This window comes from Amycolatopsis methanolica 239 (genome assembly GCF_000739085.1).
Taxonomy (GTDB): domain Bacteria; phylum Actinomycetota; class Actinomycetes; order Mycobacteriales; family Pseudonocardiaceae; genus Amycolatopsis_E; species Amycolatopsis_E methanolica.
Genome location: NZ_CP009110.1, coordinates 3984652 through 4003540, shown reverse-complemented (window position 1 = coordinate 4003540; position 18889 = coordinate 3984652). Strand labels below are relative to the sequence as shown.

Genomic DNA, 18889 nt, shown 5'->3' with positions numbered 1-18889 from the left:
TTCGGTGTCAGACCATCGCCGGTTGGCGTGGCTGGTGTTGAGCGTAGTAGGCGTGTTCATACTCGACGGGGGTGAGGTAGCCCAGCCGGGAGTGGAGGCGGGCGTTGTTGTACCAGTCGACCCATTCCATGACCGCGTATTCGACCATGGCGAGGGTTTTGAATGGTCCGTGCCGGTTGACGACCTCGGTTTTGAACAGTCCGATGATGGACTCGGCGAGCGCGTTGTCGTAGGCATCACCCACCGAGCCGATAGACGCGGAGAGTCCTTGCACTGCAGAGGATTCGGTGAACGCGACTGTGTGTATTGCGAACCGGCATCGCTGTGGTGGATCAGGCCCGGCTCAACCGGATGCCCGTAGTGATCACGTCGCCAGATCGCCATGTTCAGCGCTTGGGAGACCAGCGCGGTGGTTTTCGGGTTCGCCGCGGTCCAGCCGACGATGGTGCGCGAGTACACGTCGAACACGAACGCCACGTAGGCCCATCCGGTCCAGGTCGAGACGTAGGTGAAGTCGGCGACCCAGGCCTGGTTCGGGGCCTGGGCGGTGAAGTCCCTGTTGAGCTGGTTACCGGCTCGCACGCCGTCCGCGGCGCGGATCGTGGTCCGCGGTGCCCGGCCTCTGGTCACTCCGTTGAGGCCGAGTTGGCGCATGATCCGGTCGAGGGGTGCACAACGCCACGTCATGTCCCTGGCGGCGCAGCCAGCGGGTCATCTTCCGCCGCCGTACATCGCCTCAGGCTTGCCTGCCACGCCACGCAGGGCGTTCTCCACACGCGCATCAGCGATGTCCCGGCTTGATGGCGACCGTCGACGGGCTTTGCGGTAGGTCCGGGGCGCGATCTGGATTGCGAAAAAAGCCGAGGCCAGCTTCAGGATCTCATTGGACTGCTTGAGCTCACGGTTCTCCCTGCGCAACCTGTCCAACTCGGCACGCTCAGCCGCCGCCAGCTCACCAGCGGCCCGCGCGCCCGGCCCGCCCCGCAGGGGCTGCTGCTTGAGCGCCTTCACGATCCACACCCGCAACGTCTCCGGATGCACATCCGCCCGCGGCCCGATCGCATGCGCAGCGGCATAGGCGGACCCCTACTCCTCCAGGTGATCAAGAGCCAGACGCAGGGCCTTCTCCCGAACCTCGGGCGGGTAACGCTTCGACATAGTGACCATCAATCCTCACGCAAGGAAGCGGCCCCCAACCCGTGACAGTTCAAGGTCATCCCGCAGGCGTCAATGATCTTCACGCGCAGGGTGTGGTTGGAGGTGACGTGCAACGGCAGGGCGGTCGAAGTCATTGGGCTACTCCTCAGGAGATCGTGGGGCGTGGAGGCCGCGCATGAGTTCGCGGAGGTCAACGTCGAGGACGGCGGCGAGGCGCACCAGGTCCGGTTCGGTGAGTCCGTGCTCGATCAACACCAGATCAAGCCAAGATCAACGCAGCCTGCTGGCAACATCGCGCGTTGACCACCGCGGCGCTCGCCGGAGCTGACGCAGAAGCCGGCCGAACGCCCGGCGGACGGCGAGCCACCGGGCTGCCTCTCGTCGGCTCAGCCAGCGCACTACCACCGGGCTCCCCGATGCCTCGTCAAGCCCCGCCTCGTCATCGCTGCTCTTTTCGAATGCGCTCGCCGGGAGCGCGAGCCGAAGCCAGGTAGCAGCGAACTCGACGTGGCCGGTTATCGCGGCGACGGACCGGGGGTTGGCTGCTCGTTGCTTTTCGCGACGCTGGCGCAGTTGCACGAGGGCCAGTAGCACGAGGAGCTCACGGGGAGACCGACTGCCAGCGTGAGCAGGGCAGCCGGTTGGGTCACGGCGGCGGGAGATCGTCACCAGCGTCGGCGGCAGGGGTTCCGAGGCCGGCGTGGCGCTGCACCAGTTCGCCCAGCTCGATAATCAAGGCTCCCAGCGCCCGCACAACCCGGCGGCGACAGCGGCCACCCTCGACGCTGACGGCTGGTTGCACACCGGCGACATCGCGACCGTGACCGCGGACGGCGTGTTCACCATCGTCGACCGGGTGAGGGAGCTGATCAAGTACAGGGGCTACCAGGTGCCGCCCGCCGAACTGGAGGCGCTGCTGCTGGCCCACGAGGGAATCGACGACGCCGCGGTGGTCGGCGTGCCGGACCAGGAGGGGGAGGAGATCCCGAAGGCGTTCGTGGTCCGCCGCCCCGGCGCCCGGCTGGACGCCGCGGAGGTGATGAGCTACGTCGCGGCGCGGGTGTCACCGCACAAGAAGGTGCGGCGCGTGCAATTCCTCGACGCCATCCCGAAATCCGTGTCCGGCAAGATCCTGCGAGCGGTCCTGCGCCGACGGCCGGCTGTGCAAGAGGTGCCTTCGGGGACTCAGCCCGGGCCGCCGGGATGGGCGAGGTCGTAGGCGCGGGAGACCTTCTGCGGCACCACCATGCGCCACGCGTCGACGACGAGCTCGCGGGCCTCGGCCGGGTCCAGCGCGGCGAGCACGGCGTGGACCCAGTTGAACCGCATGTCCGACTGCGCGGGCAGCCGGAACTTCTCCGGCTCACCGCCGACGAGCGCGGCGCGTTCCTCCTTCGGGAACGCGAACTCCATCACCGTCTCGTCGGCGGAGAACGCGACGTAGACGATCTGCCCGACCCGGAACTTCAGCTGGCCGCGCACGTAGACCGGATAGGAGCGCTCGAGTTCCGTGCCGAGCGCGCGAACGTCGTCGAGCACCGCCATGACACACCTCCCCGGCCGGAAACCGACCATCGTAGCCGACCACCGGTGTCCTCGGGTGGAGCGCGTTTCAGGATCCGCGCGGCGAACCCGCCGCGCGGAGCACGATCCGGCCGCCCACGCCGCCGTTCGCCAGCCTGTCCAAGGCCTCGCGCACGGAGTCGGCCGTGAGGGGAGCGTCGATGACGGGGATGTGCGGCAGCGCGCCGCGCCGGGCCAGGTCCACGAGTGCGGACAGCTCGGCCGGGGTGCCGACGAAACTGCCGCGAATCGTGATCATCTTCAGGGCCATCAGCGCGGTGGGCACGGTCAGCTCGCCGCCGAACAGTCCTACCTGGACGAGCTGCCCGTTCTTGCGGAGGGCGTCGAAGGCCGCGGTGGCGGTGGCCCCGTTGTTGACGAAGTCGATCGCCGCCGCCACGGGGCCACCGCACGCCCTGACGATGTCCTTGCTCGCGGCGCCGTGGGTGGCCACCACGGTGGTGGTGGCGCCCAGTTCCGCCGCGACCGCCAGGTTCTCCGCCGACAGGTCGACGGCGCAGATGGCCGCGTGGCCCAGGGCTTTCAGGGTCGCGATGGCGGTGAGCCCGACGCCGCCCGCGCCGATCACGACCACCGGCTCGTCCGGGGGCAGCGGGAGTACTTTGTGGACGGCGCTGAAGGCCGTCAGGCCGGAACACGCCAGCGTGGCAGCCCAGCCCGGTTCGAGCCCCTGGATCCCGACCAGGTACTTCTCGTCGGGCACCAGGATGTACTCGGCGTAGCCGCCATGCCGGGCGACACCGAGGTTCCGGCCTGCCGCGCAGTGGTTGTCCCGCCCGTGCCCGCATTCGGTGCACTCGCCGCACCCGATCCACGGGTACACCAGGCGCACGTCGCCCGGGCGGTGCCCGGTCACCTGGTCGCCGATGCGCACCACCGTGCCGACCACCTCGTGCCCCATCACCAGCGGATACGTCATGCCGCGGTCAGCCAGCCGGAGGCTGCCACGACCGCCGAGGTCGTAGAAGCCCTGACGCAGGTGCGTGTCGGTGTGGCAGACACCGGACCGTTCGACCCTGAGGAGAACCTCGTGGCCGCCTGGCTCCGGAGTCGGCACCTCCACGTCGGTGACGTCGGCGCCTTCTCCGGTGACCGCGAACGCGTGCATGTTCTCCCACCTCACATCGGGAACTGGCCGGTGGATCTTTGGTACCAGCGCGGCCACGGCCGGGAGGTGTCCCGATTCGGAACACCTCGGTGGTGTCGGTCCTGCCGCATGCTCGCCATGACCCGCCGCACCGAAACGAGGAGACCATGAGCGGTTACCGCACCATCAATCCGGCGACCGGCGAGCTCGTCAAAGAGTTCCCGGCGGCCTCCGACCAGGAGGTGGAGCACGCCCTGGCCCGGGCGCACGCCGCCTACCGGTCGTGGCGCGAGGTGCCAACCGGGCAGCGCGCGGCCCTGCTGCGCCGCATCGCGCAGCTGCACCGGGAGCGGGCGGACGAACTCGCCGCGATCCTGACCCTGGAGGTGGGAAAGCCGATCACCCAGGCGAAGGGCGAGGTCGCGCTGGTCGCGTCCATCTACGAGTACTACGCCGAGCACGGCGCGCGGTTCCTGGCGGATCGGCAGCTGGACGTCGCGGGCGGCGGCGAAGCGGTCGTGCGCACCGAGCCGATCGGTGTGCTGGTGGGGATCATGCCGTGGAACTTCCCCTACTACCAGGTGGCGCGGTTCGCCGCGCCGAACCTGGTGCTCGGCAACACGATCCTGCTCAAGCACGCGCGGAACTGCCCGCAGGCGGCCCTGGCGGTCGAGGCCCTCATCGCCGAGGCCGGCGCGCCGGACGGGGCCTACGTCAACCTGTTCGCCGACAGCGGGCAGATCGCGCACCTCATCGGCGACCCACGAGTGCAGGGCGTGTCCCTGACCGGCTCCGAACGTGCCGGTTCCGCGGTCGCTGAGATCACCGGCCGCCACCTGAAGAAGTACGTGCTCGAACTCGGCGGTTCCGACCCGTTCATCGTGCTCGACGGCGAAAACCTGGACAGCACCGTCGACGACGCGGTCGGCGGCCGCCTGTTCAACGGCGGCCAGGCGTGCACCGCGTCCAAACGGTTCATCGTGCTGGCGGACGTCTACGCCGCATTCCTCGACAAGTTCGTCGCCAGGATGCGGCAGTGGCGGCCGGGGGAGCCCGCCGACCCGGCCACCCGGCTGGGGCCTCTGTCCTCGCACCAGGTGGTGGACGACCTCGAAGAGCAGGTGGCGGACGCGCTGGCGAAGGGGGCGACGTTGCACACCGGCGGCCGCCGCGGTGACGGTCCCGGCGCCTGGTACGAGCCCACGGTGCTCACGGACGTGACGCCCGGGATGCGGGCCTACTCCGAGGAGCTGTTCGGTCCGGTCGCCGTGGTGCACCAGGCCGGATCGGTGGAGGAAGCGGTCGCGCTGGCGAACGAGTCGCCGTACGGGCTGGCGGCCTCGATCTACACCGCCGACGTCCAGCGGGCCCGCGCGCTGGCCCGGGACCTGGAGTGCGGCATGGTGTGGATCAACGGCACGAGCAAGAGCGCACCGGATCTGCCGTTCGGCGGCGTGAAGCGGTCGGGCGTCGGGCGGGAGCTGTCCGAGCTGGGCATCAGCGAGTTCGCCAACAAGAAGCTGGTCCGGATCCCGCGCGTCCGGTCGTGAGTCCGGTCTCCGGCCGGCAGCTCGTCGACGGGCCGCCGGCCGGGTGGTCCGCTCAGGTGATCCCGAACTCCCGCATCTTGCGGTAGAGGGTATTGCGGCCGATGCCGAGCGCCTGGGCCGCGCGGCTGCGGTTGCCGCCCGCGGCGTGCAGCGCCCCGACCACCGCCGTGCGCTCGGCGGACTCCAGCAGGCTGAGCGAGCGCCGGGGCGTGCGCAGCTTGTCGGGCAGGTCGTCGACGGTGCCCCCGCAGGCGCGGCGGGCGAGCAAGGCCACGGTGTTGCGGAGTTCGGCGAGGTTGCCCCGCCAGTGCCAGGACATCAGCCGGTCCCACGCCGGCGCGGCGAACGTGGTCGCCGACTCCGGTTCCGGAAGTTCGGCGCTCACGGTCCGGACCAGCGCGGGCAGGTGTTCGAGGCTGTGCGCGAGGGCCGGCAGCCGCACGGTGGTGGCGACCTGCCGCACCAGGCCGACCGCCGCGTCACCGGCGGCGTCGAGGTCCACGGTGAACGCGAGCGCGACCCCCGTGCGGCGAGGGCCCGCACCTGCGCCACCGACGGGACGGGGTCGTGGTGGATCCTGCGGATCACCAGGCCGCGTCCGTCCGCGACAGCCGCCGCGGCGTCCCCGAACCAGCCGGGCTCCAGGTGGGGTTCGACGACCAGCGGATCAGGGGTGCCTTGCCGGCCCAGCACGCGCACTGCGGTGCGGAGCTTCCCGGTGCCGCTCGGCCCCGTCAGGGCGATCAGTTCGCGGTGCCGGACGACGGTCTCGAGTTGCCGGTTCACCTGGTCGTCGAAGTGCAGCAGGTCACCGACCACGGGTGGGGTGACCGCGCCGGTGGCGCCGCCGCCTGCCAGCGAGCTCGGGTGCCGGGACAACAGTTTCACGCTGTAAGCGGCTTTGCCGGCGTCCCGGATCGGTTCGACCAGGGCGCCGTGCGAGCCGTCGGCGAGCGGCACCCGCATGCGCCGGGTCCGGTCCGGGCCGTGTTCGCTCAGGTACCGCCACAGCAACGGATGCAAGTCCGGTCCGGTGTGGCTGAGCCCGAGGCGGTTGGCGAGCACGGTGTCCTCGTCGACGACGAGTGTGGCGGTGTTCGCCGGGTCCAGGGACAGGTAGCCGTGCACGAGCCAGTGAGAACGAGCCGATGACGCGGCCGGCGCCGGGTTCGATGATCGGGGTGCCGGCGCAGGTGAGGTCCTCGAGCAGGGCGTTGTAGTGCTCGGGGCCGCGAACCAGCACGGGGCGGCGTTCCACGTGCCGATGCCGTTCGTGCCGATCGAGCGTTCCGAGTAATCGAACCCTTCGGCGGCCCGTGCCCGGTCCATCACCTCGCGCTGACGGCGCACCGCGGCGTGGCGCACCACGATCCGGCCGGTGACGTCGGACAGCACCATGGCCACCGGCACGTCGGCAAGGCTGTCCTTCAGCCGTTCCAGCACCGGCTCGGCGGCGCGGCTGAGCGTCGTCCGGTTGTCCTCCGGTTCGCGGTAGTCGACGTGGTCGGGCGTGACCGGCACCGCCTCGCCCACACACCGCCGCCGGCTCTGCTCGATGTGCCGCGGCACGCCGCTGCGACCCGGCGGCGCGGCCAGCAGCCCGCCGCGGACGAGCGCCTCCCGGGTGCGGCGGATCCGTTCCCGCTGGTCCCGCGACAGGTCCCGCGACAGGTCCGGCGAGTGGGGGATGTCGTCTCGACGCATCGTTGCCTCGTAGTCCGTCCCGAGCTGTCCGGACACACCGGAGCCGCCACCGCGGCCGCGTGCGGTGTTCCGTTCTGGAACACCCGCGGTCGTTCCGAAACGGAACAACCGGCGGCGCCGCCCGCTCGCCACAGTGAGTCCCACCCCACAGCGGCCGCCGTGCGGCCCCTGACGAGTTCGAGGAGGAACCAGATGACAACGGCGCCATCGACCCGCCCGCCGGGCACGTCGGCGGGAGCGGACGCCCTGCGCGCGCTCTACGCGGACTGGGCGGGCATCATCGCCACCACGCCGGGCCTGACCACGCGCCTGTTCCGCAGCATCTTCGACGAGTGGCACCAGCCCACGCGGGAGCCCGAGGACGTCACCTACCGCGAGGACACCGTCGGCGGCGTGCCCGGCATCTGGGCGCTGCCGGCCGGCGCGGACAGCTCGCAGGTGATGCTGTACACCCACGGTGGCGGCTTCGCCGTGGGCTCGGCGTCCAGCCACCGCAAGCTGGCCGCGCACGTGGCCAAGGCCGCCGGCGTCACCGCCTTCGTCCTCGACTACCGGCGGGCGCCCGAGCACCCCCACCCCGCCCAGGTCGAGGACGGTGTCGCGGCGTTCACGGCACTGACCGAGCGGGGCGTCCGCCCGCACGACATCACCACGGTCGGCGACTCGGCGGGCGGGAACCTCGCCATCGCCATCCCGCTGGCGCTGCGGGAGCGGGGCCTGCCCCTGCCGGGGCGGGTGATCGCGTTCTCACCGTGGCTGGACATGGAGAACTCCGGCGACACGCTGGTGACCAACGACGCGACCGACGCCCTGATCAGCGTGCCGCTGCTCGACGGCATGATCGCCGGCGTGCTCGCGGACGGCAAGATCGATCCGCGCACGCCGCTGGCGAACCCGCTGTACGCCGACTTCACCGGCTTCCCCCGGCTCTACGTCAACGCCGGCTCGGCCGAATCCCTGCTCGACAACGCCACCCGCGTCGCGGCGAAGGCCGAGGCGGCGGGGGTCGACGTCACCCTGTCGATCGGCGAGGGCATGCAGCACGTCTTCCCGTTCCTGGCCGGCAACGCGCCCGAGGCCGACGCGGAGATCGCCGCCATCGCGAAGTGGTACCGCGGCTGAGCCGCGCCCGTCCCCGACTCCAAGGAGCGACCATGAGCACCACCCATACCCCGGACGTCGACGCGATCGTCATCGGCGCCGGATTCGGCGGCATCTACATGCTGCACAAGCTGCGCAACGAACTCGGCCTGTCCGTCACGGCCTTCGAGAAGGGCGGCGGCGTCGGCGGCACCTGGTACTTCAACCGGTACCCGGGTGCCAAGTCCGACACCGAGGGCTTCGTCTACCGCTACTCCTTCGACAAGGATCTGCTGCGGGAGTGGAACTGGACGACCCGCTACCTGGAGCAGGCGGACGTGCTCGCCTACCTCGAGCACGTCGTCGAGCGTTTCGACCTCGGCCGCGACATCCGGCTGAACACCGAGGTGACCGGCGCGGTCTTCGACGAGGAGAGCGACCTGTGGACGGTCACCACCGCCACTGGGGAGACCACCACGGCGCGCTACCTGGTCAACGCGCTCGGCCTGCTGGCCAAGAGCAACATCCCCGACATCCCGGGCCGGGACGGCTTCGCCGGCCGCCTGGTGCACACCAACGCCTGGCCGGACGACCTGGACATCACGGGCAAGCGGGTCGGGGTGATCGGCACCGGGTCGACCGGCACCCAGTTCATCATCGCGGCCGCGAAGACGGCGAGCCACCTCACCGTCTTCCAGCGTTCGCCGCAGTATTGCGTGCCGTCCGGCAACGGCCCGGTGGACCAGACCGAAGTGGACGGCACCAAGGAGAACTTCGACGCCATCTGGGACCAGGTCCGCAACTCCGTCGTCGCGTTCGGGTTCGAGGAGAGCGGCGTCGAGGCGATGAGCGTGTCCGAAGAGGAACGTCGCAAGGTGTTCCAGGAAGCCTGGGACAAGGGCAACGGCTTCCGGTTCATGTTCGGCACGTTCTGCGACATCGCCACGAACCCGGAAGCGAACGCGGCCGCCGCGGCGTTCATCCGTGCCAAGATCGCCGAGATCGTCGACGACCCGGAGACCGCGCGCAAGCTCACCCCGACCGACCTCTACGCCAAGCGCCCGCTGTGCAACGAGGGCTACTACGAGACCTACAACCGGGACAACGTCGAGCTGGTTTCGATCAAGGAGAACCCGATCCGCGAGATCACCCCGGCCGGCGTGCGCACCGCCGACGGGACCGAGCACCCACTCGACGTCCTGGTGTTCGCGACCGGGTTCGACGCGGTCGACGGCAACTACCGGGCGATGGACCTGCGCGGCCGCGGTGGGCGGCACATCAGCGAGCACTGGACCGGCGGGCCGACCAGCTACCTCGGCGTGTCCACAGCCGGTTTCCCGAACATGTTCATGATCCTCGGCCCGAACGGCCCCTTCACCAACCTGCCGCCGAGCATCGAAACCCAGGTCGACTGGATCGGCGAGCTGATCCGCCACGCCGAGCGAACCGGGGTGCGCACGGTCGAGCCGACCGCGGCCGCGGAGGAGGCGTGGACGGCCACGTGCGCGGAGATCGCGGACATGACCTTGTTCCCGAAGGCCGATTCGTGGATCTTCGGGGCGAACATCCCGGGGAAGCGCAACGCAGTGATGTTCTACCTCGCGGGGCTCGGCGCCTACCGGGCGAAGCTGCGTGAGGTCGCCGACGCTGGATACACCGGCTTCGAGCTGACCCGGGAGAACGCGACGGCGGCCGTCTGAGCAGCCCTCACCCGGCGGGGGTGCCGGCCGGGACCGGCACCCCCACGGTCCCGCCGGGTTGGTTCAGGGTGGCCCGCGGGCTGTGCCGCGCCTACCGTGGAACGACAACGTCACGCACTCGTCGACGAGGACGGACCGATGGCGGAGTTCGAGCGCTTCAAGCTGGTGATCGGTGGCAAGCCGGTGGACGCGACGTCCGGGGCGACGTTCCGGTCGGTGAACCCCTACACCGGCCAGGCGTGGGCCGAGCTGGCCGACGCCGCGCCGGTGGACGTGGACGCGGCGGTCGCGGCCGCCCGGTCGGCGTTGACGGGGGAGTGGGGTGGCACGACCGGGTTCGCCAGGGCCCGGCTGATGCGCCGGGCCGCGGAGGTGATCGCCGGCAACGCCGAACGCCTGGCCCGGCTGGAGGTCAGCGACTCCGGCAAGCTGTACCGGGAGATGATCGGCCAGATGGCCGGGCTGAGTTCCTGGTTCCACTACTACGCGGGCCTGGCCGACAAGGTCGAGGGACGGCAGATCCCTTCGCCCAACCCGGACTACCTCGTCTACACCCGCAAGGAGCCCATCGGGGTGGTCGCCGCGATCACGCCGTGGAACTCGCCCCTGCTGCTGCTCACCTGGAAACTCGCGCCCGCGCTCGCCGCCGGCTGCACGGTGGTCGTCAAACCGTCCGAACACGCCCCCGCCTCCTCGGTCGCGTTCGCGGAGCTGTTCGACCAGGCCGGGTTCCCGCCCGGCGTGGTCAACGTCGTCACCAGCCAGGACCCGCAGGTGGGTGCCGCGCTGGCCGGGCACCCTGGCGTGGACAAGGTCGCGTTCACCGGCTCCACCGCCACCGGGCGCCGCGTCGCGCACGCCGCGGCGGACAACCTCAACCCGGTGACGCTGGAACTGGGCGGGAAGTCGCCGCAGATCGTCTTCGCCGACGCCGACCTGGCGGCTGCGGCCAACGGTGTCGTCGCCGGGGTCTTCGCCGCGACGGGGCAGACCTGCATGGCCGGCTCGCGTCTGGTCGTGCACGAGTCGGTGCACGACGAACTGGTGCGGCTGGTGGCCGACCGCGCCGCGACGATCGCACTCGGCGATCCGATGGACCCCGGCACCGAGATGGGCCCGGTTGCCAACGCACCCCAATACGCCAAGGTCATGGACTACCTGAAGACCGCGCAGGAGGAAGGCGCGACCCTCGCCTACGGCGGCGCCGCCGACGCGGGGCTGGGCGGGTTGTTCGTCAAACCGACCGTGCTGACCGGGGTCGGTCCGGAGTCCACGGTCGTGCGCGAGGAGGTCTTCGGCCCGGTGCTGTCCACGCTCACCTTCCACGACGAGGACGAGGCGGTGGAACTGGCCAACGACACGGCGTTCGGTCTCGCCGGCGCCGTGTGGACCAAGGACGTGCACCGGGCGCACCGCGTCGCGGCCAGGGTCCGGGCCGGCACGGTGTGGATCAACGCCTACCGGGTCGTGGCGCCCAGTGTCCCCTTCGGCGGTTACGGCCAGTCCGGCATCGGCCGGGAGAACGGTGTGGACGCGATCGAGGCCTACACCCAGACGAAGTCGGTGTGGGTCGAGCTGACCGGCGGCACGCGCGACCCGTTCACGCTCGGCTGAGCCCGTCTGCCCGCTGCCTGGTCAGTCCTCCGCGCGTAGTCCCGCGAAGGCGGCGTCGATCGCGGCGGTGGCGGTCGCCGGGCCGGTTCCCGTGCGCGCCAGGAGCGAGGTGCCCTGGGCGAGGACGAGCAGGCGCTACGCCTGCGCTTCGGGCGGGGAGGCGGTGCTGACTTCCCCGCGTTCCCGGGCTTGCCGGAGCGGCTCGATCATCACGTCGGCGAACCGGGCGAACGCGTCGGTGACGAGCGTGCTGGCTTCGGCGTCGTGGGGGACGAGTTCCGCGACGGTGTTGCCCATCACGCAGCCGTGCGGGGCCTGCGGGTCGGAGGCCACGGTTCCGAGTTGCGCGGGCATCACCAGGACCTCCCGCAACGCGGGGAGCAGCGGGACCTGGGTGAGCGCTGACCGGAGCGTCTTCTCGTACTCGGCCCAGTACAGCTTCACCGTCTCGAAGTACCTGCACTCGCTCAACATCTTCGCCAGCGATGACAGTGCGCGGGTTGTGGATTGCGCCTGGTCTCGGTGGGGCAACCCGGCCGTTGACACAGCGTTCCTCATACCTCGGCTCATCGCCGCCGGCCATGAGCCGAAGGCTGCGGAACGCTGGGCCGAGTCCGTACTGTGCTGGCGGGCCACTCCAGCCGCCACACGAACCGCGTTCGCCATCGCTATCTGGGGCATCTGGAACTGCTGGAACGGGACCACCCCCCGCCGCACCGCCCGGCACTCACCGCTGCTGCGCGGGCGTGAGCGCTCCACCGTGTTGACCCTCGTGAGGAAAGGTGTGGGTAGGCCGATGGCCAAGTTGGTGGCGGTTGAGGAGCCGCCGGACAGGGAGTTGGGTTTCGTGCCCTGCCGCGTGCCGGACTCGTTCGACGATCCGCTTCCCGAGGACGAACTCGCGGCGTGGGAGGCGTGACATCGCGACATCGTCCCACTCGCCGGCCCGTCAGCATTTCGGAAATCAGGGACACAGAGAGAGCGCACCGACCCGTCGCTCGTCTGGCGGCGCTGTGTTGATACCTGGAACAGCTGGACCAGCGGTCCGTGTGCCAGGCCGAAGGATTACGTGCGGTCGAACTCGGCAATGATGCCTCGTTCGACGGCCGAGGGGGCTGGCGCTGTGGTCGTCGATCACTCCTTCCTGCGGCGAGCGTTCCGACAACCCCCAGCCGCACCACGGAGGAACCCCTTACGCCTGCCCAGCGTCGATGTACACCTCGGCCTCGACATCCTCAGGGCGGCGTGGGCAGGGAGGGTTCGAGGCGTTCGGCGAGGCTTTTGGCGTTGTGGCAGGTTTGGTCCTGCGGCGAGTTGATCATTGAGGCGATGACGAGGACCCGGGATTGTTCGGTGATCTCGATGGCCAGGGCGCAGAGCTGGAAGCCGGTGTCGTAGATGTAGAGGCCTGGGCGGTCGTTGATGCGGATCTGGGCGGCGCCGGGGTTGTTCTCGCGGAAGGCGGCCAGGCCTTGCACCGGGTCGAGGGCGAGGGAGTAGGCGCCGTATCGGGATTTGTTGGCGGTGCATTCGTTGCGGGCGCTCTTGTTCTCGCCGGGGTTGAACCCTTGCCCGGTGAGGAGTTGGTCCAGCACGCGGCAGGCGTTCATTCCCGCGAAGACGTCGGTGCCGGGGCTGAGGCCTGATGCTGGGCCGGGGGTGCCGGCGGTGGCCGTGGTGCAACCGGTTGTGGCGAGTGCGCCGCAGAGGGCGGTGGCGATCATCGGCAGGATGCGGCGACGGTTCAACGTTGTCCTCACGCTGTGCGGGTGGGCGGCAGGTCCGCGACTCCGGCGGGGGCCGGGCCTCCTCGGGCTCCGCGGTCTCGGTGACCGTGACGGTGCGGCTACGGGAAGGTCGAGTCCAGAAGTTGCTGACGGACGACGTAGGCGAGGGCGACGCGGGCTGCCTGGCAGGCGGAGTTGTCCGGCTTGTTTCGGTCCGGCCCGGTGGTCAGCTGGAACACCTTGCCGCCGGTGAACTCGAGGCTGGCGGTGCACCGGGCGAGTTCCTGCTCCAGGCGCAGCGTGTAGGAGGTGCCGAAACGGCTGGTGGTGACCTTCGCGCCGGCGACCGGGGGGACTCCGGCGAGGCCGGGTGTGCCGGTGGTCAGCAGGAAGGTCGCGGTGTTCTCCTGCCCGGCCGACATGCAGGTGGTGCCCAGTGCGGTGCTGCCGCGCTGCCGCGCTTCTTCGCGGTAGGAGACGTTGAGGTGGTAGAGGGCCGTTCCGGCGAGGTCGCACGCCGATGTCGCATCCAGCGCGCCGGGGGGCAGGTCCTGGATGGCGTCGCGGGCAGGTGTTCCGCCGGGCAGCGGCACGTAACGCCGGGCGAGCAGCTCCATCCCTTGCCGGGCGAGCGCGCACATGGCCTGCTGGTCGCCGTTGTTGTCGAGGGCGAATGCGTCGACGGCAGGTACCGCGATGGATCGGCCGGCCAGCTGCGCGGTACAGGTGACGTCGGGGTCGTCGGCGGGGATGAAGGAGTACATCCGGCCGGGGATGCCGGCGAAGGTCGCGGCCTCGAGCACGCTGGTGTACTGGTTGATCGCGTAGAAGGGGCCGTTGCGGACCTGGATGACGTTGCCGTCGGCGAGTCTGAACGAGCAGCCGGGGCCGCCCTCGACGCTGCCATCACTGGTGCGGACCACGCCGCCGCCGAGGCTGCCGGAGGCTTCCGCCATCTCGGGCATCCAGGAACACAGGTTCGCCCCGACCGGCAGCGGGATGGGCTGGTCCCAGACAGCGGTGTCGTAGCCGGACCCGTTCGCGGGAGCTTGGTACTCGGTGATCGCGGCTGCCGGTGGCGCGCTGGGGCGCAGGGTGATCACGAGCGTCGCGGCGATCGCGGCGACGGCGACCAGCGCGATGCAGGTGGCGATGAGCGTGCCGCGCCGGCGCCGGGGCGGCCGAGCAGGCGGCTGGGGATAGGCCAGCGGCGGGTAGGGCTGCGGGTACACCGGCGGCGGATACGGACCGGGGTGCGGTGGATTCCCGTGCGGGCGCGGCTGTCCAGGCCATTGTGGATGGTTCGTGTTCTCCCCCTCGTGCGATCGACATTGTAGCCAGCGCAGCGGTCTGAGCAGCACAGATAGCCGCTTTCGGTGCATCCGGCGCGCGGCTGCCCGCGGTCTGCCGGCCCGGATCGCCGGTGGTCGTGCGAGATCACCCGCGCAGGGAGGGGTGGTGGCGCTATCGTGACGCTGGGGAGTTGATCGACGTTCTCGTGTGGGGGTGGCGTGGTGAGCGCGCTGGGCGATTCTGGGGTGGGCCGGTCATGACCAGCAGCAACGGCGGCCTGCCGCAGGCCCGATGCCCGAACTGTGGCCGCCCGGTCTGGCCGTCGCGGACGCATCCGGGTGCCTGGGTTGACGAGCGGGGCGCCACGTACTGCCGCCCGGGAACCGCCCACGTCGCTCCCGCCGCCGTCCTGGCAGCACCAGCCTGCCGCAGCGAGTGGCTCGCGGAACCCGAATCGGACAGCCTGGTTGATCGTCGCGGTGGTCACCGTGGTGGCGGTGCTCGGCGTGGTGGTCGTGGCGATCTCGGCGAGCAGGGACGACTCGCCCAGGCCCACCCCGGCAGGGCCAGCATCCAGTCTTGCGCCTGCATCCACCTCGGCGGTGCCCCGTTCCAAGGTCGTACCGGGAGGTCCGGCGCCGTGCGATCCGGCCAGGCCGGACCTGTTCTACTGCTTCGACCCGGCACTGACGTCGGACGCGCTGCGGTCTCCCATCCTGCAGCGGCTGCCCTGGTGGAAGCGTTATGGGCGCCGGGACCCCACGGCACCGCCGGATCTTGATGTCAAGGGGTACCTCGGCATTTGCCAGGGAGTGGCCCGCGCGGATAGTTACTTGTGGACGCAGGAGATCAAGTCGAGACACCCCGGGTACCGCCTAGAGGCCCCGTTGGAGGAGGTCACTGCCTCCGCGAGCGTGCTCGTGTTCCCCGGGCTGGGTGAGCACGTCGAAGACGCCGAGATGAATCAGACGTCGGACGGGGCGTTGCAGCTCGCTCTGACTTCGCTCTGGCCTAACGATCACGCTATGGGACAGGCGATCTACGACGTCTACAAGCCACTGAAAGCCGAATGCGACCGCGGCTTCGACCACCCGTACCCGGCAATCGCAGCGGCGAAGAGGTCATCATCCGGTTGGCGTCTGCCCAGCTGAGCTGCCCTATGACCGAAGAAGAGGCCCTGGAAAGCCGCCAGCTGAGCAACTCACCGCCGGCACCGACGCGGTAAGGGCTTGCATGGCGTTGCAGCGTCGCTGGCGACAGCAAGAACCCGCGCAGTGGTCGGCGGCGTGGCCATCCGTCGGATGAGCACCTCGATCAGCGGAAGTCTCGGGATGCGTGCTAGGTGATCGCCTCGCCGAGATCGTGCGCAACCTGCACGACCGCATCACCGAGGCGAAGATGAACAACTGGCTGGGCGAAGTCGACGGCTCACAGTCAGCGCGAACACCGCCGCCCGCAAGGCGGCCGACCTCGACCGCCAACGCCAACGAGCAGCAAGAGTCGATCCCGTGCTGCTGGGAATGCCCTTCATCCACGACCGTTGATCAGGGGACTGCCGCGGCGCGAGGCGCACCTGCTCACCGGCGCGTACGTGGGTTTCTACGCGACGTTGGGGTCGCTGTGCATTGTTGTCGAATTGAGCGTTGCCGATGCCGAGAAGCGCCGGTGATGCCAAGCGGCACTCGGTCTTAACTCCGTGTCCCCGTCCGCCGCGTGCATGTGGGCATCCTTCCCAGGATGGCTGGTTCCGGCGGGGGCAGCGGCGCTGCCGGTCCGGCGACCGCCGCAGACTGTGGGGTCCCAGCGTCCTTCCGGGGGCGGCGTTTGGGTTGGTGAAGAAGATCTGCAGGTCGTCGCGGGCTGGTGCGGCAGCTTGTGGCCGGTGATCAGGCACCCGTGCATCGCGCGCGGGTCGGCCAGCAGCTCCTCCAGGTGCGGCCCGCTGGTGTGGTCGAGGGCGGTAGGTGCCCGTCGCACCACGGTCTGGCCCAGGGTCCAGCGCGGCGCTGATCTGCATGGCGCCGTCGACGCCTGTACAGAGCGGCTGGAGTCGGCGCGGACGCGGTGAGGACTTGCTCGGCCGCGGCCAGCTGGTCGCGCGCCTGCTGCAGGCTGTCACGCAGATCGATCTCGCTCACCGTTCGCCTCCCTTGCCCCGGTGAGGACGGCGGTCACGCTTTCGGCGTGTACTCGCCGCGCGCTTATTCTGCGGTGCGCGAGGCCCCGCTGGGCGGGGTTGTTGTCGCCCAGGGGGCCCGCATCGCCAGCTCACCGGGCACCGGTGCGAGTGTCAGGCGTTGATCTGCTTCGCCTCGCGGCCGCCGGTGATAGCGATCCGGCGCGGCTTGGCCTGCTCGGCCACCGGGATCCGCAGCGTCAGCACCCCGGCGTCGTAGTGGGCCTTGATGTTGTCGGCATCGAGTGCCTCGCCGAGGAACAGCTGCCGCGAGAACACCCCGCGCGGCCGCTCGGACACCTGCACATCGGCACCGTCGGCGTAGTCCGGGTGGCGTTCGGCCTTGACGGTGAGCATGTTGCGCTCCACGTTCAGGTCGATCGACTCCGGCGCGACACCGGGCAGGTCGAACTGCACCACGTACTCGTGACCGGACCGGTAGGCGTCCATGGGCATCGCCGCCGGCCGCGTCACGGTGCCGGTGCTGCCGAAGAACTGCTGGGTCAGCCGGTCCAGCTCCCGGAACGGGTCAGTCCGCATCAACATCGACCATGCACCTCCGTTCTCCTGTGTGTCGGTTCGGTCGACCCTTACAACGCCGCACTCACCAAATCTGTTCCCGACACTGCAGATTTAGTTCATCATAGGCTATCGTTTAGATTAAGGACTTGGTGTAGCTAACCTGGAGCAGGCAGGCGAGGATGTTGCCCGGCATGAGAGGTGCGGTGGCCGATCTCGACAAGCTCGACGACCCGCACTACCCGGCGTTCCCCACCGCGCAGGCCGCTAAGGTGCTGGGCGTGCAGGAGGCGTTCCTGCGCAACCTCGACACGGCCGGCCTGGTGCGCCCGGAACGTTCCGAAGGCGGTCACCGCCGCTACTCCCGCCGCCAGCTCACCCAGGTGGCGCGGCTGCGGGAGCAGCTCGACCAGGGCCACACCCTCGCCGCCGCCGGCCCGCATCATCGGTCTGCAGGACCAGCTGGCCGACACCGAGCAGCGCCTCGCGGCCGCCGAAACCCAGCTCGAGGACCTGCGTGCGCAGCTCCACCGGCAGGACGGGCACGACCGCGACCGGCGCACCGCGCGAAACGCGGTGGCGGGGGATTCCCCCGCCACCGGGCTGACGTGCGCTACCACCGGGCACCCGCGCCGGGTGCCCCAGCTGTTCGGCTGCTTGTACCACGTTCCGTGACCGTCGCCCCTGCCCACTAGTCGGGAAGACGGCAGGGGTGCGACCGAGGGAGAAAGCGAAGTGGGATCTGACAGCACCACCCCCGCGCGCCGGGACGACACCGAGCTCGTCCCCCTGCGCACCGGCTTCGACATCAGATGGCGCGGCTACGACCGGCCCCAGGTTCAGCACTGGGTCCAGCAGGCCGAAACCGAGCTCGCCATGCTGGCCGCCGACCGGGACGCGGCGATCAGCGAGCGCGACGACCTCGCCGCCGAACTCGAATCGACCCGCGCGGCGCTGCGGCGGCTGCAGGACCGGTTCGACCAGGTGTGCCGCACCCCCATCAGCGACGAGGGCCTCTCGTACCGAATGCGGCGCATGGTCGAGCTGGCGCAGGACGAGGCCGCCGAGATCACCGCCCGCGCCCGCGCCGCCGCCGACACCAGCTGGGCCGCCGCCCAGGAAGCCGCCCAACAACTGCGCAGGCGCCACATCGACCTCATCGGCGAGCTGGACCGGCGGCGCCAGGCCCTGGAACGCGAACACCAGGACCTGCTCGACCGCACCCGCGCCGACGTGGAAGCCATGACGACCCGGGCGCACGCCGAGCGAGCGGCGCTGGACGAGCAAGCCGCCCGGCGGCGCGCCGAGATCGAACGGGACTTCCAGCGCGACCTGCAGGCCCGCCGGGCAGCCGCCAAGCAGGAGGTCGACGCCCTGCGCTCGGCCGCACGCGCCGAGGCCGAAACCATGGTGCGCGAGGCCGAGGAGGTCGTGCGCAAGCTGCACCGGGCCCGCGACGAGGCTCTCGCCCAGCTGCGCACCGCCCGCGAACTCCTGGCCAAGGCCCTCCCCCTGCTCCACGACGACCCGCCGGAGCCCGACCCGGTGGCGGTCGAGGTGCCCGCCCAGCTGGCCCCGCTTCCGGCGCGGGCACCAGCGCCCGCCCGGGACGACCTGGAGGGCGCTCCCGCCGCCGCGTGATACCAGGTCACCCCATGGCCCGGTGCCCCGGCCCGGCCGGGGTGCCAGTCGATGTT

General features: G+C 70.4%; 19 protein-coding genes and 1 pseudogene. 10 read left to right on the top strand and 10 right to left on the bottom strand.

Translation table 11 applies throughout. The features are described from left to right. Positions 1–7 precede the first annotated feature (7 nt). Positions 8–1158, bottom strand: a pseudogene (locus AMETH_RS37030) (IS3 family transposase). Between the two features lie 8 nt (positions 1159–1166). Further along, positions 1167–1292, bottom strand: coding sequence for a hypothetical protein (locus AMETH_RS41620; RefSeq protein WP_267283440.1), 126 nt, complete (start codon positions 1290–1292; stop codon positions 1167–1169). 28 nt (positions 1293–1320) lie between these two features. Between AMETH_RS41620 and AMETH_RS38080 the strand changes: the two genes are divergently transcribed. Continuing rightward, complete coding sequence (locus tag AMETH_RS38080) at positions 1321–1461, top strand: hypothetical protein (RefSeq protein ID WP_156131693.1); 141 nt, start codon at positions 1321–1323, stop codon at positions 1459–1461. Positions 1462–1858: 397 nt separating this feature from the next. Further along, complete coding sequence (locus AMETH_RS19455; RefSeq protein WP_017982811.1) at positions 1859–2377, top strand: AMP-binding enzyme; 519 nt, start codon at positions 1859–1861, stop codon at positions 2375–2377. Here the strand turns inward: AMETH_RS19455 and AMETH_RS19450 are convergent. Both AMETH_RS19450 and AMETH_RS19445 read right to left on the bottom strand, forming a co-directional pair. Then, complete coding sequence (locus tag AMETH_RS19450; protein WP_017982810.1) at positions 2344–2703, bottom strand: MmcQ/YjbR family DNA-binding protein; 360 nt, start codon at positions 2701–2703, stop codon at positions 2344–2346. The genes AMETH_RS19455 and AMETH_RS19450 overlap by 34 nt on opposite strands. 67 nt (positions 2704–2770) lie before the next feature. Next, entirely contained in the window at positions 2771–3850 is a 1080-nt protein-coding gene (locus tag AMETH_RS19445) for an alcohol dehydrogenase (RefSeq protein WP_017982809.1), read from the bottom strand. A 146-nt stretch (positions 3851–3996) separates the two neighbouring features. On the opposite strand from AMETH_RS19445, the gene AMETH_RS19440 reads away from it, so the two are divergent. Continuing rightward, positions 3997–5379, top strand: a complete 1383-nt coding sequence (locus AMETH_RS19440; protein WP_017982808.1) for an NAD-dependent succinate-semialdehyde dehydrogenase — start codon at positions 3997–3999, stop codon at positions 5377–5379. A gap of 52 nt (positions 5380–5431) precedes the next feature. On the opposite strand, the gene AMETH_RS40440 is transcribed toward AMETH_RS19440, so the two are convergent. Then, complete coding sequence (locus AMETH_RS40440; protein ID WP_223842872.1) at positions 5432–5764, bottom strand: helix-turn-helix domain-containing protein; 333 nt, start codon at positions 5762–5764, stop codon at positions 5432–5434. Continuing rightward, entirely contained in the window at positions 5761–7083 is a 1323-nt protein-coding gene (locus AMETH_RS19435; RefSeq protein ID WP_223842871.1) for a sigma-54-dependent transcriptional regulator family protein, read from the bottom strand. Before AMETH_RS19435 ends, AMETH_RS40440 begins: the two co-directional genes overlap by 4 nt. 192 nt (positions 7084–7275) lie before the next feature. Here AMETH_RS19435 and AMETH_RS19430 point away from each other — a divergent pair, with 192 nt between their 5' ends. The 3 genes from AMETH_RS19430 (at position 7276) to AMETH_RS19420 (ending at position 11477) form a co-directional block, all read left to right on the top strand. Next, on the top strand, positions 7276–8205 hold the full coding sequence (locus tag AMETH_RS19430) for an alpha/beta hydrolase (protein WP_017982806.1): 930 nt from the start codon (positions 7276–7278) through the stop codon (positions 8203–8205). 32 nt (positions 8206–8237) lie between these two features. After that, positions 8238–9863 (top strand): flavin-containing monooxygenase, encoded by a 1626-nt coding sequence (locus tag AMETH_RS19425; protein WP_017982805.1) that lies wholly within the window; start codon positions 8238–8240, stop codon positions 9861–9863. Between the two features lie 138 nt (positions 9864–10001). Next, positions 10002–11477 carry an aldehyde dehydrogenase gene (locus AMETH_RS19420; protein ID WP_017982804.1) on the top strand — a complete coding sequence of 492 codons (1476 nt, stop codon included), beginning with the start codon at positions 10002–10004 and terminating at the stop codon, positions 11475–11477. A gap of 135 nt (positions 11478–11612) precedes the next feature. On the opposite strand, the gene AMETH_RS35920 is transcribed toward AMETH_RS19420, so the two are convergent. Beyond that, positions 11613–11951, bottom strand: a complete 339-nt coding sequence (locus tag AMETH_RS35920) for a hypothetical protein (RefSeq protein WP_017982803.1) — start codon at positions 11949–11951, stop codon at positions 11613–11615. Positions 11952–12273: 322 nt separating this feature from the next. On the opposite strand from AMETH_RS35920, the gene AMETH_RS37025 reads away from it, so the two are divergent. Further along, positions 12274–12396, top strand: coding sequence for a hypothetical protein (locus AMETH_RS37025; RefSeq protein ID WP_017982802.1), 123 nt, complete (start codon positions 12274–12276; stop codon positions 12394–12396). Positions 12397–12712: 316 nt separating this feature from the next. Here the strand turns inward: AMETH_RS37025 and AMETH_RS19400 are convergent, their stop codons facing one another. Then, positions 12713–13237 (bottom strand): hypothetical protein, encoded by a 525-nt coding sequence (locus AMETH_RS19400; protein ID WP_223842870.1) that lies wholly within the window; start codon positions 13235–13237, stop codon positions 12713–12715. Positions 13238–13323: 86 nt separating this feature from the next. Further along, positions 13324–14436, bottom strand: coding sequence for a hypothetical protein (locus AMETH_RS19395; protein ID WP_017982800.1), 1113 nt, complete (start codon positions 14434–14436; stop codon positions 13324–13326). 528 nt (positions 14437–14964) lie between these two features. On the opposite strand from AMETH_RS19395, the gene AMETH_RS19390 reads away from it, so the two are divergent. Continuing rightward, positions 14965–15648, top strand: coding sequence for a hypothetical protein (locus AMETH_RS19390; protein WP_017982799.1), 684 nt, complete (start codon positions 14965–14967; stop codon positions 15646–15648). A gap of 1139 nt (positions 15649–16787) precedes the next feature. On the opposite strand, the gene AMETH_RS19385 is transcribed toward AMETH_RS19390, so the two are convergent. After that, positions 16788–17219: an Hsp20/alpha crystallin family protein gene (locus AMETH_RS19385; RefSeq protein ID WP_017982797.1), complete on the bottom strand. Its 432-nt coding sequence runs from the start codon at positions 17217–17219 to the stop codon at positions 16788–16790. A gap of 155 nt (positions 17220–17374) precedes the next feature. Between AMETH_RS19385 and AMETH_RS37020 the strand changes: the two genes are divergently transcribed. Then, positions 17375–17887, top strand: coding sequence for a helix-turn-helix domain-containing protein (locus AMETH_RS37020; RefSeq protein WP_323806955.1), 513 nt, complete (start codon positions 17375–17377; stop codon positions 17885–17887). A gap of 40 nt (positions 17888–17927) precedes the next feature. Then, entirely contained in the window at positions 17928–18833 is a 906-nt protein-coding gene (locus AMETH_RS19375; protein WP_017982795.1) for a coiled-coil domain-containing protein, read from the top strand. Positions 18834–18889: the final 56 nt, after the last annotated feature.

Bases quoted from the DNA above. Each gene is read 5' to 3' on its own strand.
- AMETH_RS19450 (WP_017982810.1), bottom strand. From the start codon at position 2,703: ATGGCGGTGCTCGACGACGTTCGCGCGCTCGGCACGGAACTCGAGCGC.
- AMETH_RS41620 (WP_267283440.1), bottom strand. From the start codon at position 1,292: ATGACTTCGACCGCCCTGCCGTTGCACGTCACCTCCAACCACACCCTG.
- AMETH_RS37025 (WP_017982802.1), top strand. From the start codon at position 12,274: ATGGCCAAGTTGGTGGCGGTTGAGGAGCCGCCGGACAGGGAGTTGGGT.
- AMETH_RS19425 (WP_017982805.1), top strand. From the start codon at position 8,238: ATGAGCACCACCCATACCCCGGACGTCGACGCGATCGTCATCGGCGCC.
- AMETH_RS19430 (WP_017982806.1), top strand. From the start codon at position 7,276: ATGACAACGGCGCCATCGACCCGCCCGCCGGGCACGTCGGCGGGAGCG.
- AMETH_RS35920 (WP_017982803.1), bottom strand. From the start codon at position 11,951: ATGTTGAGCGAGTGCAGGTACTTCGAGACGGTGAAGCTGTACTGGGCC.
- AMETH_RS19435 (WP_223842871.1), bottom strand. From the start codon at position 7,083: ATGCGTCGAGACGACATCCCCCACTCGCCGGACCTGTCGCGGGACCTG.
- AMETH_RS19445 (WP_017982809.1), bottom strand. From the start codon at position 3,850: ATGCACGCGTTCGCGGTCACCGGAGAAGGCGCCGACGTCACCGACGTG.
- AMETH_RS19440 (WP_017982808.1), top strand. From the start codon at position 3,997: ATGAGCGGTTACCGCACCATCAATCCGGCGACCGGCGAGCTCGTCAAA.
- AMETH_RS19385 (WP_017982797.1), bottom strand. From the start codon at position 17,219: ATGTTGATGCGGACTGACCCGTTCCGGGAGCTGGACCGGCTGACCCAG.
- AMETH_RS19420 (WP_017982804.1), top strand. From the start codon at position 10,002: ATGGCGGAGTTCGAGCGCTTCAAGCTGGTGATCGGTGGCAAGCCGGTG.
- AMETH_RS37020 (WP_323806955.1), top strand. From the start codon at position 17,375: ATGTTGCCCGGCATGAGAGGTGCGGTGGCCGATCTCGACAAGCTCGAC.